Genomic DNA, 16,540 nt, shown 5'->3' with positions numbered 1-16,540 from the left:
ACTCTCACCCGCGATTCACCACGCACTTTCACGCGAATCCTCACCCCGTTTTCACCCTTGCGGAGGCGTTGCAGAAACACTGTGAAACCGTTGGCCAGAAACTTGCGACATCTGGCAATACATCTGGCTAGAACCTTGCGTAGAATGTCTCGCTGGCCACTGTTGCGGTTCGTCTGAACGCGAGACTATTGAGATGTACCCACAAGGAGAACCCCTCGCAAGGAGTGACATTGACTCGCATCGCCATCAACGGTTTCGGTCGTATCGGACGCAGCACCCTGCGCGCGCTGTTTGAACGCGGCAGTGACTTGGAGGTCGTCGCCATCAATGACCTCGGCCCCATCGAGGACCTGGCGAGGCTGCTCAAGTTCGACACTACGCTCGGTCGCTTCGGATTCCCTGTCGAGGTCGCCGACGACAAGCTCATCATCGACGGAAAGTCGATCGCAATCCTCGCCGAGAAGAACCCGGAAAATCTCCCTTGGAAAGAATTGGACGTCGACGTGGTCCTCGAATCCACGGGCCGCTTCACCAAGGCTGAGAAGGCACAGGCTCACATCACTGCCGGTGCGAAGAAGGTCCTCGTCAGTGCCCCTTCGAAGGGTGCAGACGTCACGCTGGCCTATGGCGTGAACACCGAGGCCTACAAGCCCGAACACACCATCATCTCCAACGCCTCATGCACCACGAATGCTCTGGCTCCGCTGGCGAAGGTCCTCGACGACCTGGCCGGCATCGAACAGGGCTTCATGACCACGGTCCACGCCTACACCGGCGACCAGATGGTCCAGGACGGACCGCACAAGGATCCCCGTCGTGCCCGAGCCGCAGCAGAGAACATCATCCCGACATCGACAGGGGCCGCCAAGGCCATCGGCCTGGTGCTTCCGCAGCTTGACGGCAAGCTCAGCGGCGATGCCTTGCGCGTGCCCGTGCCGGTCGGCTCCATCGTCGAGATCAACACCATCGTGTCCCGTGAGGTCACCCGCGACGAGGTGCTTGAGGCCTACCGCACGGCTGCCGACGGAGAGCTCAAGGGCATCCTCGAGTACGAGACCGAACCTATTGTTTCCAGCGACATCGTCGGCCAGGCCGCATCCTCGATCTTCGATTCCGCGCTGACTCGCGTCGAGGGCAAGATGGTCAAGGTCGTCGCCTGGTACGACAACGAATGGGGCTTCTCCAACCGTGTCGTCGACAACCTGGAGCTCATCGCCGAAGGCTGACCCTCCAAGCGACTCTCCAGGCTGACTCATCAGCTGAGTGTCCAGTGAGACGAGAAGCTGCCCCGACCGCGCACATCGCACGGTCGGGGCAGCTTCTCGTCTGCTTGGGTGGTCTCAGACGTCGTCTTCGGCGGCGGTTCCGCCTTCGTCTTCCCAGCGTTCGATGGCGCGAACCTTGGCGCGGTTGAACTTCAAGCGGACGCCGTAGCCGCCTTGTGATTCATCGTGGACGAACTTGGCTCCGAATTCTTCGAGGGCTTCGCGAATGCGGTGCTCCTGGAGTTCGGTGAGGTCATCGCGTCCCTTTTCGAAGTCTCTGAGTTCGGACTTCTTCACATCAGCTTTGGACGCAACGTCCTTCACGGACACGCGAACCAGGGCGCGGGCGGCACGAGCCAACGGCCCGTCGAAGATCTGTTCATTGCTCATGAGCAATACCTTGCCAGAAGATTCCGGAACCTGCCAGATTCCACCTCTTCTGCACTGACTTCAACGTTGGCTGCGCTGATCGTCACCGCTGTCATGCGCCCCGCTGTGAGTTCTTCCGATGCTGTGCGGCCAACCGGACCGGAGCGTCGGGAGCGCCGAATCCGAGGTAGTCACCTCGGCGTTCGATCATCTCGAAGAACACGGAACCGATCGTCGACGTGTAGAAGTGCAGGAACTCACCGTGTTCGTCCCAATCGTAGAGGACGTGGTTCTCCTGCAGCCGCTGCAGGAATTCCAGGTCGAGATCGAACCGGGAGTCGAGGTCCTCATAGTAGTTCTGGGGCACAGGGAGGAAGTCGAGTCCGCGGGAGAGCGCAGTCGCGGCGGCCTGGAAGATGTCCTCGCAGGCCACGGCCACGTGCTCCGGGTAGGCCTCGACGACCGAGCCGATTCCACGACCCGCGACGGCTTCGGCATTCGGCTGCGGTGAGACGTTGAGCGGCATCCGAACCGAACCGTCGGTGCTCGACATGACCTGCGACCTGACCAGGCCTGATGGGCTCGGCACGTCCTGTGAGGACTGGGCGTGAAGCGCCAGCAGCGAGGTGTAGAACAGGACAGCCTCGTCGTAGTGGTTCGACGGCTGGGCCAGGTTCACATGGTCGATGTGGGAGACCTGTTCGTCGTGATCGTGCCCGAACTCCTTGATCCACGCCGGCGTCGCCGCGTCGAACTGGTGGAAGAAGACCTCGGAGCCGTCGGGGGCGAAGACTCCGCGCAGCACCTCGTCGTCGTGCGCCTGATCGCGCGGCACTTCCTCAGCGTGCAGGAGCGCGGCGCGGTCCATGGCCGACTGAGAGTCGGTGACTTCGAATCCGATTCCGCGCAGGAACGTGCCGTTCACCGGCGCCGAGGTGGTGCCCGCTTCCTCGGTCACCTCGCTGACGATGATCCGGGCCTGCCCCCGCAGCCACAGCTGCACGTGGGGTTTGCTGCGGTGGTAGCCGATGAACTGGAACCCGAGCTGGTGCATCTGGCGAGTCAGGGTGCCGAGGTCGTCGGTGCTCAGCTCGACATAGTTGATGCCCCGCGGCTCCTCCACCTCTGGCAGGGGCTGCAGATCCAGTGCCGATCCCGGGCCGGCAGATCCAGCAGACTGCTGAGACTCAGCCGCCTTCCCGGGTGTATCGGCGATGCTGGCCTCGAGCCAGCGCAGGGAGCGCAGGCCGTCGACGGCGGTGCGGTTGGTGTCGCTCTGGCGGAACGAGTCGTTGAAGACCTCAAGCGACACTGGTCCGGCGTAGCCCGTGGCCGCGATCCTGGTCAGGAAGTCGCTGAGATCCCAGGCGCCCTCGCCGGGGAAGACCCGGTGGTGGCGGGACCAGCTGAGGACATCCATGGTCAGTGCGGGTGCATCGGCGAGCTGGAGGAAGAAGATCTTCTCGCCTGGGATCTCCGCGATGCGGCTCAGATCTGTGTTGCGCGAGAGGATGTGGAAGCTGTCGAGGCAGGTGCCGATCCGTGGGTGGTCGGCGGCCTTCACCAGATCCCAGGCATGGTCGTATTCGGAGACGAACCGACCCCACGCCAGGGCCTCATAGGCGACGTTGACCCCGTAGGAGTCAGCAAGATCGCCGAGGCGACGCAGCTGTTCGACGACCACGCCGTCATCGGAGATGGTGGCTGTCCCGACGTTCGAACACAGCAGAATGGTGTCGATCCCGAGTCGAGCCATGAGCTGGAATTTCGTCTCCGCACGCTTCAGGTTCTTCTGAAACTGTGCTTCCTCGACGCCCTCGAGATCCCGGAAGGGCTGATACAGATCGAGGCTGATGCCCAGCTCGCCAGCCAGCTTCGCGATGGCCTCAGGGGAGTCGGGGGAGACGACGAGGTCCTGTTCGAAGATCTCGACTCCGTCGAAGCCGGCCCGTGCTGCGGCCCGAAGCTTCTCCTCCAGGGTTCCTGACAGGCACACTGTTGCTATCGACGTTCGCATGGACGTCCTTCCTTACTTCTCGTCACGGGCAATTCTTCGTCACCGGCATGCTCCTCAGCGTGAGCGTGCCTCGTGCACTGTGTCGATCTCTTCGAGGCTGAGCGCCTTGGTCTCCTTCGCCGTCATGGCGGCTAGCGCCGTGAAGACACAGACACCGGCGGTGAACCCGGCGACCGAGATCCAATTCTCTCCCGAGGCACCGGCAACGGCCGAAGCCAGCACCGGAGCGAGTCCGCCGGAGACGGCGAAGCCGATCTGCGTGCCCAGGGCCAGCCCGGTGACGCGCACCGTGGTGGGGAACATCTCCGCGTAGAACGAGGGCCAGATCGAGTTGGCCATCGAATAGGCGCAACCGGACATGATCGCACCGCAGATGAAGATGAGGGTCCAGTTTCCGCTCGAGACCGCTGCCAGGTAGGGGAACATCATCAGTCCGGCACCCAGGGCTCCGGTGATGAAGACGGGCTTGCGGCCGATGCGGTCGGAGAGGATCGCGGCCAGAGGGATGGCGAACAGAGCCACGCCGTTGGCGATGACCGACACCAGCAGCATGGTCGATCGTTCGAGGCCGACGATCGAGGTGGCGAACGACAGCGACCAGACGGTGAAGACCATGTTCACGGTGTTGACCATGGCGCACGAGGCAACACGTAGGACTGCGGCCTTGTGCCAGCGGAAGACGGCCAGCAGCGGAGGATTCTGATTGCGGGCCTCCTTGAACGCAGGTGGCTCGTCGAGGCCCCGGCGAATCAGCCAAGCGGTGAGCACCACAAGTGCCGAGAGCCAGAAGGGTACGCGCCAGCCCCAGCTGAATAGCGCCTCCTCTGGGAGGAATGCAGTGAAGGGGATGAAGACCGCGGTGGCCAGGAGGGTGCCGAACTGCGTGCCGTGCAGCGTCCAGCTCGTCGTCCAGGCGCGCTTAGTCTCCTGGGAGTGTTCGAGGGAGACGCTGATCGCGCTCGCCTGTTCACCGGCAGCGGAGAGTCCCTGGATCACGCGACACAGCACCAGAAGTGCCGGCGCGAGGTATCCGACCTGGTCGAAGGTGGGCAGGCAGCCGACGACGAAGGTCGAGAACCCCATGAGGAACAGGGTGAGCATGAGGACGAACTTCCGTCCGTAGCGATCGCCCAGGGGTCCCATGATCAGCGCGCCCAGCGGACGAACCACATATGCGACGCCGACTGTGCCCATCGCCAGAAGGATGGCCATGCCCGGAGCGGTTGTGTCCGGGAAGAACAGGAAATTGAGCACCAGTGCCGCGGCGGTTCCGTAGACCGCGAAGTCGTAGTACTCGAGAGCCGAACCCGTCCAGCTCGACAGCGCCGCCCGGAACGGGGTCTTGGCGGGACGAGCGTCTTCGGTCGCGTTGATCATGCTTCCTCGCATCTCTCTATTGCCATAATATGGAAGTCGTTGTTACAGTGTGGTTTACAGTGCGATCGAGATGACATAGTCTGTCAACGTTCAGTTCACGTAAACGAGCCACGTTCAGTTCACTCAGTCGAACCAAGCAGTCGAAGCAAGGAGGCGAAGAATGCCGGCAAAGGGATCCAACTCCGTGACCAAGGCCTTCGATATGCTCGAGCTCCTCGGCGATCACGCGGAGGGCATCAGTGCCGCCAGGGCCGCGGAGCTCACCGGCCATCCCTTCAGCACCGCCTATAGGCTGCTCGGCGGCCTCGTCGAATCCGGATACGCCGACTACGATCCCTCCACCAAGGCCTACACCCTGGGACTGGAAGTCTTCCGTCTCGGGCAGAAGGTGGCTCATCGTCGTGGTTTCGCCGGATCCTCCAAGGACCTGCTCCAGGCGCTGACGGCGTCCACGGGGGAGTCAAGCATCCTTTCCGTCCGTCGTGGCAATGCTGCGCTCACGGTGATCACGGTCGACGGTCCGCAGTTTCGGACCACGACGGATCCCGGTGACGACTCTCCGCTGCACACCTCGGCGCTGGGGCAGGCGCTGCTCGCCCACGACCCGAACAGCGATGACACGATCGGCAAGCTCGAATTGGAGCCGCGGACCCCGAACTCCATCACCGATCCCGCACAGCTGCGAACCAAGCTCGAACAGATCCGCACCACCGGCTGGGCGGGACAGTCCGAGGAAAACGACATCGGCATGAACGCCCTGGCAGTCCCCGTCTTCGACCTCGACGGACGGCTGCTGGCCGCCCTCGCATTGGCCGCACCGGTGTTCCGCCGAACCCTTGACGAACTCATCGAATTCGTTCCCCAGCTGACCGAGACGGCGGCCGCGATCGCCGCCAGATTGCCCAGGTGACCATGCAGACCGTTATCGTCCTCAACGGACCCAACCTCAACCTCCTCGGCGTCCGCGAACCCGAAATCTACGGTTACACCACGCTGGCCGATATCGAGGACATGTGCACCGCAAGTGCCGCCGAGGTGGGCCTGCGCGTCCGTTGCATCCAGAGCAACCATGAGGGCGACCTCATCGATGCCGTGCACGAAGCCCGAGAGACCACCGTGGGTGCCATCATCAACGCCGGCGCCTACACGCACACGTCGCTGGCTCTCCACGATGCGCTCAAATCCTACGATCACCCGATCATCGAAGTGCACCTGAGCAACCCGCACGCCCGCGAATCGTTCCGCCACCACTCCTACCTCTCACCCGTAGCCGCTGCAGTCATCGCCGGCGCCGGAGCCCAGGGGTATGTGCACGCGATGGAGATCCTGGCCGACAAGCTCGACACCTGAAACACCGCACGCACCACGTGAACACGCACCACACGAAAGTGAGACTATGACCCGGTCACTGCTCCTGGGACTCATCGGCGAAGGCATTTCCGCCTCCCGCACCCCGCGCATGCACGAGAACGAAGGCATCGCGCACGATCTGACCACGATCTACCGCACGATCGACATCGCCGAGGAGCGACTGACCTCTGTGCCGTTGGCTGAGCTGCTGACATCGGCCGTGCACCTCGGCTTCGACGGCCTCAACATCACCCACCCCTTCAAGCAGCAGGTCATCGAGCTACTCGACGAGGTCGACCCCGGCGCTCGCCGCATCGGCTCGGTCAACACGGTCGTCATCGACGAAGCCGGGCGCACGACGGGTCACAACACCGATGTCACCGGGTTTGCGCGAGGTTTCGAAGCCGGGCTCGAGGGTGCGGCACGGGACCGCGTGGTGCAGATCGGTGCCGGCGGAGCGGGCCGTGCCGTCGCCTTCGCCCTGTCTGAGTCGGGTGTCAAGGACCTCGTCATCGCCGACATCAGCGCCGAGCGGGCACAGGACCTGGCCGCCGAGATCGGGGACGACGTCCGCGCAATCTCGATGTCGGAGCTGGAACCGGCCATCACCTCGGCGGACGGAATCGTCAACGCCACCCCGGTCGGAATGGCGGCCTTTCCGGGGACGCCCTTCGACACGGACCTGCTGGATTCGCAGACCTGGGTCGCCGACGTCGTGTACTTCCCACTCGAAACGCAGCTGCTCAGGGAGGCCAAGGCCAAAGGGTGCCGGACCCTCGACGGTTCAGGGATGGCCGTCAATCAGGCAATCGACGCCTTCGAACTCTTCAGCGGACGCAAGGCCGATCCGACTCGAATGCGCGAGACCTTCCTGTCCTTCGGAGCCTGAGCTCACCGACGTGTGAAGTGGGAGCTCACTGAGCGTTCTTCTGCTTCCGGTACTCCCGGATATAGGTGATGACGAAGATGCCGACGATGATCGCCAAGGTCAGCCACAGCGCGTACTTGTCGACGACCTTGAGGATATCGACGGCGGCTTCGCCCAGCTGATAGCCCAAGGTCGTCCAGATGAGAGTGAAGATCAGGCAGCCCAGGAGGTCGGCGATGAGGAACAGCGATAACCGCATCCGTGTCCAGCCGGCGACGAGGTAGACGAGAGTTCCCGGTACTCCCGGGCAGCGCGAGACGATGGTCATGAGGAAGAGCGCCCAGTTCGGGATCCGCTTGAGGGATTCGATGCGTTTGATCTGTCGCTCGTTTTGGGCGAAGAGCCGTAGAATTCCGTCGCCCCAGCGTCGGCCGGCCAACCAGAAGGCCCAGTCGAGTTTCGCCATTCCGATGAATCCGGCAACGATGACGAGCCACAGCGGAATCTCACCGACGCGGGCGTAGGCACCTGCGGCAACGACAGCGGTCTTGGCGCCGTTGATGAATTCCTGCAGGACCGGGGCGTTGACCAGCATCCAAGGACGCAGCGGCATGAGTCCCAGGTAGACGAGTGGGACGCCGATGATGAGGAAGAGCAGCACCTTGTCCAGACGCGCGGCCTTACCCTTCCACGGTTTGATCGCGGCCCAGGGGCTCTCGTCGGAGGAGTCAGTGCTCTCTTTGGGGGCCTCGGTCGGGCCGTCGTGATGAGAGTCACTGCTTTCGGATTCCTCGAACCGGGCCTCGTCATCGGGCAGACGGTTCTCACTCATCAGGGGCTCCTGCCTGGGGCTGTGCGGTCGGCGCTCACGGTATCACAGGGACTCCGACGATCCCTGGCAGTGCGCGGTTGACCTGGTCTAAGAAGACTCTCATCGCGGATCGCTCGACAAACCTTCCGGCCTTGGGCAGTGTTGAGAGCGTGGAAGGACGATCGAAGATTCTGGGCGGCGTGATCGCTGGTCTGGTTGTCGTGCTCGCTTTGGTTGCAGTCATCATCGTCAGGACCTCTGCTCAGCCGGAGCCACCAGATCTCACCCCGGTCGAAGTCACCCCAGAGACCTCGGCGCCCGCGAGCGCCGATGGATCCGAATCCGCAGGTGCGACCGAATCGGCCGACGCAACCGAGTCAGCAGACGGCTCTGCCGATCAGCCCACCGACTCGAGTCAGTCCTCGAATTCTTCCGACGACTCGTCCGAGCCCGAGGAACTCGAACATTCCTATGAGCCGGTGCCCAACCCGCCGCGCGAAGTGCCCGCTGCCTCCGCCAACTCCGACGGCGGCGGCTCCGGCGGCGATGACGACGACGATGACGACGACGATGATGACGGCGACGACGACGGCGACGACGGCGACGACGATGATGATGGCGATGATGACGACGACTGAGCGTCGCATCAGGATGACCGTTCAGAACCGACTGACGATCGCGGTCGCCATTCTCTCCGTACTCGCACTCACCGTCGTCGGACTCGTCCTCTATACCGTCGAAGCGAACAACGTCGAGGGGCGGAACTCTGCCTCCATGACTCAGGAGATCGCAGAGATGCGCTCCTTCGCCCAGAACGGTGTCGATCCCGAAACAGGGGAGCGCTTCACCTCCGTCGATCAGATCCTCACCCAGTTCCTCGCCCAGAATCGGCCGGACGAGGACGAAACCCTCTTCGCCTTCCTCACCGATGGTCGCGTCCTCTACCAAGGAGACCCGAACTCCGCGGTGAATCGTTCCCAGGAGTTCGAGGAGGCCGTGGCCGGAGTGTCCGCTGACGGCGGGGAGATCAAACTGACGATCGACGGCGATGAATACGAGGGCTACGTACTGCCGATCACTTCCGGGCCCGGTGGAAACGCGCCCGCTGGGAATGCATCCGCTGGCGACTCAGCTGGCGGAACCAACTCGGGTACTGCCAACGGCCCGGGGTCGTTCGTCGTCGTCCACAACGTCACCGCCAGCCACACCGATCTCACACACGTCATGCAGATCTACATCATCGTCGCACTGGCCGCCGCACTGCTCATCTCGGGAATCTCGTTGGTGCTGGCCAGGAAGCTTCTGGCCCCGGTCACCGAGTTGCGACAGACCGCACAGTCGATCTCCGGCGGCGATCTCAGCAGCCGAATCACCACACGAGGCCATGACGACATCGCCGAGCTCGGACGCACATTCAACGACATGCTCGACCGCCTCGAAGCCTCCTTCGAAACACAGCGGCGCTTCCTCGACGACGTCGGCCATGAGCTCCGCACACCCCTGACCATCCTCAGCGGCCATCTTGAGACCATGGACTCCAGCGACGTCGATGACGTCGATGAGACCCGGACGATGCTGCTCGACGAAACCGATCGGATGGCCCGACTCGTCGAGGAGCTGCTGATTCTGGCGCGATCTCGGCGCCCCGACTTCGTCCGACCGGAACAGGTCGACGTACCGTCCCTGCTCAACGAGTCCCTGGCCAAGGCCAAAGGGCTGGGGCAGCGTGATTGGCGGATCGAGACTCCACCGGCAATCGTCCTCACCGGTGATCGACAGCGGCTGACGCAGGCTCTGCTTCAGTTGGCCTCAAACGCCGTCGAACACACCGAGGAGGACCAGTCGATCACCTTCGGCGCCCGCGTAGTCGATGACAACGTCCACATCTGGGTCCGCGATGAAGGAAGCGGAGTCCCGGATGAGATCGCTGCCGGCGTCTTCGAACGATTCAGTCGAGGGTCGACAGAAGGACACGGCTTCGGACTCGGACTGTCCATCATCAGGGCCATCGCCGAGGCGCACGGAGGCACCGTAGTCCTCGACCACGTCTCCAGGGGCGCCCAGTTCCGAATGATCCTGCCGAAAGGACCGCAGTGAACAGAATTCTCGTTGTCGAAGATGAGGCGCGGATCTCCGCCTTCATCGCCAAAGGGCTCAAAGCCGCAGGCTTCGTCACTGAGATCGCCGCCGATGGGATCACCGGCCGTGATCTGGCGCTGACAGGAGACTTCGACCTGCTCGTCCTCGACATCGGCCTGCCGGGCCTCGACGGATTCAGCGTGCTCAGCCAGCTGCGCAAAGACAGACCCGATCTTCCGGTCCTCGTTCTCACCGCACGCGACAACGCCGATGACACGATCTTCGCGCTCGAGTCCGGTGCGGCGGACTACATGATCAAACCGTTCAGATTCGGCGAGCTGCTGGCCCGCATCAGACTGCGGCTCAAAGAGACCGCCACCGAAGCACCGCAGACGGAACTCGTCCGCGGCGACGTGCGCATCGACCTGCTCAAGCGCCAGGTCTGGGTGGCAGACAAGATCATCGACCTCTCCGCCCGGGAGCTGTCCTTGGCAGAGATCCTGCTGCAGAACCGCGGCAATGTGCTCTCACGAGAACAGCTGCTGTCCCACGTGTGGGGATTCGACTTCGATCCCGGCTCCAACGTCGTCGATGTCTACGTGGGGTATCTGCGCAAGAAGCTCGGCAGCGACTTCGTCACCACGGTGCGAGGATTCGGCTACCGCGTCGACTGAGTTCGATGTCGACCGAATTCGACCCTAAGAGTCTTCTCATCTGAATCTTAATTCCATCTTAATTGCGCGCGACAAGATGAGAACTATGAATTCCACTTTGAGAATCGCACTGTTCTCCCACGACTCGCTGGGCCTGGGGCACATCCGCCGCAACCGTGCACTGGCCTTCGCCATGGCCAAGTCACTTCCCGCACTGACCGGTCGACGAGTGAGCGGACTGCTGATCGCAGGCAATCCCGAAGCCACCCGCTTCGACCTGCCGGCAGGGTGGGACTGGGTGATTCTTCCAGGTGTGACTCCTGCAGCCGGTGGATACCAGCCGCGGGCGCTCGCCTCGTCGATGGAGGGACTCAGCTCGCTTCGGAAGGCCGCCATCAAGGCGATCCTCGACCAGCAGGACCCGGAGCTCTTCATCGTTGACCGGCACCCCTTCGGCATCGACGGCGAACTCAGAGAAGCACTTCGCCACGTTCGTGCCCGTGGATGCCGGACGGTCCTCGGCCTGCGCGAGGTCCTCGACTCACCCAAGGTGATCGAGCGGGAATGGAATCGCGTGGGCGGCCCCGGTGCTGTTGCGGACTCCTTCGACGCGGTCTGGATCTACGGCGATCCTGACGTCTACGACCCTCGCACGACCGGCGAGGTGCCGACGGAACTCGCCCGCATCGCCGAATGCACCGGGTACCTGGCCATGGAACGCCCCGATGACCGGGCCACAACCACGCCGGGAAAGTTCGTGCTCACCTGTCTGGGCGGCGGCTCCGACGGCGCCGAACTCGCCTCGATCGCCGTGCGCTCACAGCCACCGGCAGGGTACAACCACCTGGTCGTGACCGGCCCGCAGATGGACTTCGCAGACTTCGAAGCACTCAAACGCACCGCAGCGAAAGAGACGACGGTCATTCGACACAGCGATGACATTCCCGGTCTCATCGCCTCGGCCAGCGCCGTTGTCTGCATGGGCGGCTACAACACTCTGAGCGAGGTGATGGCGACTGCGACCCCAGCTCTCGTCGTCCCCCGCAACAGCCATCGCGCGGAACAACCTCGGCGGGCAGAAGCGCTCGCTGCCGTCGGAGCCGTCGACACCTGCGCCTTCTCCGAGGTGAGCGTCGCCGCGCTCAACGACTGGTTCGGAGATCGGGTGGGCCACTCGATCGACCGTTCGAATGTCGACCTCGCCGGGCTCCAGACCATCGCACATCTCGCAGCCGAACTCATCGGCACAGACGCCGAGACAATCGGCACAGACTCAGCTGCAGCAAGCCGTGGCAGCATCACTTCGATCAAGGAGATTCGCTATGCAGGCTGATCACACTCCCACCAAGCCTTCCGTCCGCCGGGCCTACGTGCTGAAGATGTATCCCCGGTTCTCTGAGACCTTCATCGTCTCCGAAATCCTCGCCAGGGAAGCCGCCGGTGAAGAGCTCGTCATCTTCTCCCTCCGTCCCACGACCGACACCCGCTTCCACCCGGAGCTGGCCAGGGTCAAGGCGCCCGTCATTCACGTCGAACGGCCCTCGAGCGCCCGTAGCTACTGGCAGACCTGGCAGGACAGCCTGCAGGATCCGAAGATCGCCTCCGGTCTGCAGGCCCACCTCGGCGACCTTGCCGAACTCGGCCACGACGATGCCGTCCAGGCAGTGGCCGTGGCCCGCTTGGCACTCGAACACGAGGTCACCCACCTCCACGCCCACTTTGCCTCGGTGGCGACGACCGTGGCCAGAGCCGCCTCAGCCCTGACCGCTATTCCGTACTCGTTCACCACACATGCGAAGGACATCTTCCATGAGAGCGTCGAACTCGAGGATCTGAGCCGGAAGGTCGCAGGCGCCGACCACGTCATCGCCATCAGCGACTACAACCACAGCTATCTGCACCGCATCCTGGGACCCGAACTCAGCGAACGGATCGTCGTCGTGCGCAACGGTCTCGAACTTGAGCGTTTCCCCTACCGTCCCACCATCGCCGAGCAGCCAAGTGGCGCGGCGCAGGCGATTCCCTCGCTGCTGGCAGTCGGTCGCCTCGTCGAGAAGAAGGGCTTCGGGCATCTGCTCACTGCACTTGCCCGGCTGCGCGATCGCGGCCTGCCCTGCCACCTCGACCTCGTCGGCACAGGTCCGCTCGAGGACGAGCTGCGTGAGCTCATCGACACTCTGCATCTCACCGAGCTCGTCGACATGCACGGTGCTCTGACCCAGTCCGAGGTCCGCGAGATTTTCGTCAGCCACGACCTCCTCGTCGCCCCCTTCGTCATCGGCACCGACGGCAACGCCGATGGCCTGCCGACCGTGCTGCTCGAAGGCATGGCCACTGGAATTCCCTGTGTGGCCGGCAATGTCACGGCGGTGCCCGAGGTCATCATCGATGGTGAGACCGGCTGGCTCGTCGACGACGGGAGCGATCCCGAACAGATCACCACCGCCATCGCCGAGGTGGTCCGCCGTCTGCGAGAAGCCCCGGATTCCGTGCGAGAGATCACCGACGCCGCGAGAGATCTGGTGTGCCGGCTGCACGACTCGGCGGCCCAGGCCCGCGAACTGTCCGGACTGGTCGACCAGGCCGGCCGCGCCCTACCGAACGCCGGCCGCGCCGCACCAAACGCTGATCAGGCCGCGTCGAACACCGACCAAGCCGCACCGAATGCTGACCGCGAACTGGAGTACGTGTCATGAGAATCGCCTACATTCTGCTCGACCCGGGCATCGGAGTCTTCGGCACCAAGGGCGCGAGCGTCCACGTGCAGGAAGTCGTCCGCACCTTCAGGAGCCTCGGCCACGAGGTCAGCATCTTCTGCACCCGCACCGATGACGACATCCCAGCCGACCTCGCCGACGTCGACATCACCCGGCTCGAGGTGCCACGCGGACTGGACCGAAGCCAACGCGAGATCGCCCTCATGCGCCTGTCCGACATGCTCGCCGATATGGTCGTCGACACCGTTTCCGATCCGGATGCGGGAGCCGACCAGGGCTTTGACCTCGTCTATGAACGGTATTCGCTGTTCTCCACGGCCGGAGCCGAAATCAGCAGCCGCCTCGGCGCGCCATTGGTCCTTGAGGTCAACGCACCGCTGCTCGCTGAGCAGAAGCAGCATCGTGGGCTCGTCCACGACGAGCACGCGGCTCGGACCACGGCCCACAGCTTCGTCGGAGCCGAGCGGATCGTCTGCGTCAGTGATGCGGTCGCCGGCTGGGTGAACCGGGACTACCCGGGTCTGAGCGATGTCTCGGTCGTCCCCAACGGTGTGAACACGGACCGGATCACCCCCACCGCGACCGCCCGGGACGCATCAGGCAGCCGTGCGGTGCGGATCGGATTCGTGGGAACCCTCAAACCCTGGCACGGCACTGATCGACTGATCGAGGCCTGCGCGGGGCTGCAGGGAAACTTCCATCTCGACATCCTCGGGCATGGGCCGGAATCGGAGGCTCTGCAACAGCAGGCGAAGGCCCGTCGCCTCGGCGGTCGCGTGACCTTCCACGGTGCGCTGGCCCCCGAAGAGATCCCGGCGCACCTGCGCACCTTCGATATCGCCGTGGCCCCGTACCCGGCGGGGGAGAACTACTTCTCACCGCTGAAGATCTACGAGTACCTCGCCGCAGGGCTGCCCATCGTCGCTTCAGCCGTGGGATCGATTCCCGCAGTTCTCGAAGGCACAGATGCCGCGACACTGGTGCCCGCCGATGACACCGGTGCCCTGAGTGCTGCCCTGCAGAACCTCATCGACGACGCCGAAGTGCGTCATCGTATGGGTGCTGCCGCCCGATCCGAAGCCCTGGCCCATCATTCGTGGACCAGCCGGTGCCAGGAGATCCTGGAACCGTTCGTCATGGAGCCGGTATGAGTCAGACCCCACAACCAGAGCAGAAGTCGCAGCAGGCTTCGCAGTCGAAGAAGTCCCGGACGAAGATCTCGCCCGGGGCACTGAAGCGAACCCTGCGAATCCTCACCCCGCACCTGGGCCAGCACAAGTGGCTCATCCTCGGCGGGCTGGCCGCACTGTTCTGCGACGTCATCTTCCGCATCCTCGAACCCTGGCCGCTCAAGATCGCCATTGATGCGGTGACCTCTGCCCTGGGCGCAGAGATCGGGCCGACCATCGGCGTCGGATCCAACGTCGGGATGACCCTGGCCGCCGCCGCGATCGGTCTGGCGGTCATCGTGGCGGGCAGGGCCGTGGCGAACTATGCCTCGACCATCTGCTTCGCACTCGTCGGCGCCCGGGTTGCGACCCAGCTGCGCTCACGGGTCTTCGAACATGTGCAGGCCCTGTCGCTGAAGTACCACTCGCGGGCCTCGATCGGAGACACCTCTCAGCGCCTCGTCGGCGATATCGGACGCCTCCAGGAAGTGGCGGTGACGGCCGGTCTTCCGCTGGTGGGCAACGTCATCACCCTGGCCGTCCTCCTCGTCGTCATGGTCATCCTCGACCCGATCCTCAGCGCCATCGTGCTCATCACGGCCGCGATCTACGGGGTGCTCTCGAAGATCGCGACCCCGAAGATCACGACGGCTTCGCGTTCGACCCGTAAGGGCGAAGGCAGGCTCGTCGGCTCCGCTGCTGAGGCCCTCGGCGCCATCCGCGTCGTCCAGGCCTACGGTCTCGAAGGCACAGTGGCACGCGAATTCGCCAACGGCAACGAACGCGCACTCAAGGCGGGAGTGCGGGCACGTCGCCTCGCCGCCGGCCTCGAGCGCTCGACCGATGTGCTCGTCGGCATCTCCCAGGCTCTCGTGCTCATCTTCGGCAGCTATCAGGTGCTGCGTGGGGCCATGTCCCCGGGCGATCTGGTGCTGTTCCTCATGTACCTCAAGATCGCGATGAAGCCGCTGCGCGATATGGCCAAATACACCGGCCGGATCGCCCGCGCCACCGCATCGGGGGAGCGGATCGCGGACCTCCTCGACGAACCGATCGAGATTGCCGACGCCCCCGGTGCGCTCACCATGGGACCCGTTGCCGGTGATGTCGTCTTCGACCGCATCACCTCGACCGATGGTCATGGAAACCCGTTGTTCGATGATCTCAATCTGCTCATTCCCGCGGGTCAGAAGGTCGGAATCCTCGGCGCCTCAGGGGCCGGGAAATCCACACTGATGAGCTACCTGCTGAGGCTCTCGCAGCCGGAATCGGGATCGATCTTCATCGACGGCTACGGCACCCACAACGTCACCAGAGCCTCCCTGCGGTCGAGCATGTCCGTGCTTCTGCAGGAATCGGTGCTGTTCGCCGCGACCGTGCGGGAGAACATCCGCTACGGTCGCTTGGATGCCACCGACGCCGAGGTGGAGGCCGCGGCCCGTGCCGCCTCAGCCGATGATTTCATCCAAGGACTGCCCGACGGTTACGACACCGTGTTGGGCAACCGCGGCGACACCCTCTCCGGTGGGCAGCGCCAGCGCCTGGCCATCGCCAGGGCATTGGTGCGCGACGCCCCCGTCGTCGTCTTCGACGAAGCGACCTCGGGCCTCGACCCGGCGACCCGGGGACAGGTCACAGACTCGGTCTCCATGCTGACCGAAGGGCGCACCAGCATCGTCATCACTCACGATCTGGCCATGATCCGCGGCCTCGACCGGGTGCTGTGGCTCGAAGACGGACAGATCGTCGAAGACGGATCGCCGAGCGAGCTGGCAGGCAATCCCGGCACACGCGTCGCCGAGTGGATGCGCACACAGGCCGAAGATTCCCAGATGGGAAATATTCCTCAGGAGGTAAGGGCGTGA

15 protein-coding genes are annotated in these 16,540 nt (G+C 63.9%); 11 read left to right on the top strand and 4 right to left on the bottom strand.

Annotated features, from left to right (window positions below; genetic code table 11):
- Positions 1-230: 230 nt before the first annotated feature.
- On the top strand, positions 231-1,226 hold the full coding sequence (gene gap, locus BAUR9175_RS03920; RefSeq protein WP_009882527.1) for a type I glyceraldehyde-3-phosphate dehydrogenase: 996 nt from the start codon (positions 231-233) through the stop codon (positions 1,224-1,226).
- A gap of 114 nt (positions 1,227-1,340) precedes the next feature.
- Here the strand turns inward: gap and BAUR9175_RS03915 are convergent, their stop codons facing one another.
- The 3 genes from BAUR9175_RS03915 to BAUR9175_RS03905 form a co-directional block, all read right to left on the bottom strand.
- Complete coding sequence (locus BAUR9175_RS03915) at positions 1,341-1,655, bottom strand: hypothetical protein (protein WP_009882526.1); 315 nt, start codon at positions 1,653-1,655, stop codon at positions 1,341-1,343.
- Positions 1,656-1,746: 91 nt separating this feature from the next.
- Positions 1,747-3,651 (bottom strand): bifunctional sugar phosphate isomerase/epimerase/4-hydroxyphenylpyruvate dioxygenase family protein, encoded by a 1,905-nt coding sequence (locus BAUR9175_RS03910; protein ID WP_101583020.1) that lies wholly within the window; start codon positions 3,649-3,651, stop codon positions 1,747-1,749.
- Between the two features lie 54 nt (positions 3,652-3,705).
- Positions 3,706-5,028 carry an MFS transporter gene (locus tag BAUR9175_RS03905; RefSeq protein WP_096146299.1) on the bottom strand — a complete coding sequence of 441 codons (1,323 nt, stop codon included), beginning with the start codon at positions 5,026-5,028 and terminating at the stop codon, positions 3,706-3,708.
- Positions 5,029-5,188: 160 nt separating this feature from the next.
- On the opposite strand from BAUR9175_RS03905, the gene BAUR9175_RS03900 reads away from it, so the two are divergent.
- From BAUR9175_RS03900 to BAUR9175_RS03890, 3 genes are read left to right on the top strand one after another with little or no spacing between them, the layout of a single operon-like run.
- Positions 5,189-5,938, top strand: coding sequence for an IclR family transcriptional regulator (locus tag BAUR9175_RS03900; RefSeq protein ID WP_009882523.1), 750 nt, complete (start codon positions 5,189-5,191; stop codon positions 5,936-5,938).
- 2 nt (positions 5,939-5,940) lie between these two features.
- Complete coding sequence (aroQ, locus tag BAUR9175_RS03895; protein ID WP_096146300.1) at positions 5,941-6,378, top strand: type II 3-dehydroquinate dehydratase; 438 nt, start codon at positions 5,941-5,943, stop codon at positions 6,376-6,378.
- A gap of 46 nt (positions 6,379-6,424) precedes the next feature.
- Entirely contained in the window at positions 6,425-7,267 is an 843-nt protein-coding gene (locus BAUR9175_RS03890; RefSeq protein WP_009882521.1) for a shikimate dehydrogenase, read from the top strand.
- Positions 7,268-7,292: 25 nt separating this feature from the next.
- Here the strand turns inward: BAUR9175_RS03890 and BAUR9175_RS03885 are convergent, their stop codons facing one another.
- Positions 7,293-8,078, bottom strand: coding sequence for a DedA family protein (locus BAUR9175_RS03885; RefSeq protein ID WP_009882520.1), 786 nt, complete (start codon positions 8,076-8,078; stop codon positions 7,293-7,295).
- A 149-nt stretch (positions 8,079-8,227) separates the two neighbouring features.
- Between BAUR9175_RS03885 and BAUR9175_RS19320 the strand changes: the two genes are divergently transcribed.
- The 7 genes from BAUR9175_RS19320 (at position 8,228) to BAUR9175_RS03850 (ending at position 16,540) form a co-directional block, all read left to right on the top strand.
- Positions 8,228-8,695: a hypothetical protein gene (locus tag BAUR9175_RS19320; RefSeq protein WP_096146301.1), complete on the top strand. Its 468-nt coding sequence runs from the start codon at positions 8,228-8,230 to the stop codon at positions 8,693-8,695.
- Positions 8,616-10,154 carry a sensor histidine kinase gene (locus tag BAUR9175_RS03875; protein WP_257944261.1) on the top strand — a complete coding sequence of 513 codons (1,539 nt, stop codon included), beginning with the start codon at positions 8,616-8,618 and terminating at the stop codon, positions 10,152-10,154. Before BAUR9175_RS19320 ends, BAUR9175_RS03875 begins: the two co-directional genes overlap by 80 nt.
- Positions 10,151-10,810: a response regulator transcription factor gene (locus BAUR9175_RS03870; protein ID WP_009882516.1), complete on the top strand. Its 660-nt coding sequence runs from the start codon at positions 10,151-10,153 to the stop codon at positions 10,808-10,810. The genes BAUR9175_RS03875 and BAUR9175_RS03870 overlap by 4 nt, the downstream gene beginning before the upstream one ends.
- An 85-nt stretch (positions 10,811-10,895) precedes the next feature.
- Positions 10,896-12,122, top strand: coding sequence for a glycosyltransferase family protein (locus BAUR9175_RS03865; RefSeq protein ID WP_009882515.1), 1,227 nt, complete (start codon positions 10,896-10,898; stop codon positions 12,120-12,122).
- Entirely contained in the window at positions 12,112-13,485 is a 1,374-nt protein-coding gene (locus BAUR9175_RS03860) for a glycosyltransferase (protein ID WP_096159793.1), read from the top strand. The genes BAUR9175_RS03865 and BAUR9175_RS03860 overlap by 11 nt, the downstream gene beginning before the upstream one ends.
- The gene (locus BAUR9175_RS03855) at positions 13,482-14,657 is read left to right on the top strand and encodes a glycosyltransferase family 4 protein (RefSeq protein ID WP_069600933.1); all 1,176 of its coding nucleotides are present in this window, start codon (positions 13,482-13,484) and stop codon (positions 14,655-14,657) included. Before BAUR9175_RS03860 ends, BAUR9175_RS03855 begins: the two co-directional genes overlap by 4 nt.
- Complete coding sequence (locus BAUR9175_RS03850) at positions 14,654-16,540, top strand: ABC transporter ATP-binding protein (RefSeq protein WP_009882512.1); 1,887 nt, start codon at positions 14,654-14,656, stop codon at positions 16,538-16,540. Before BAUR9175_RS03855 ends, BAUR9175_RS03850 begins: the two co-directional genes overlap by 4 nt.

The sequence above is a fragment of the Brevibacterium aurantiacum genome, from assembly GCF_900169065.1.
GTDB classification, from domain to species: Bacteria; Actinomycetota; Actinomycetes; order Actinomycetales; family Brevibacteriaceae; genus Brevibacterium; species Brevibacterium aurantiacum.
The sequence above is the reverse complement of the archived record's forward strand: the minus strand, read 5'-3'. Positions and strand labels throughout refer to the sequence as shown.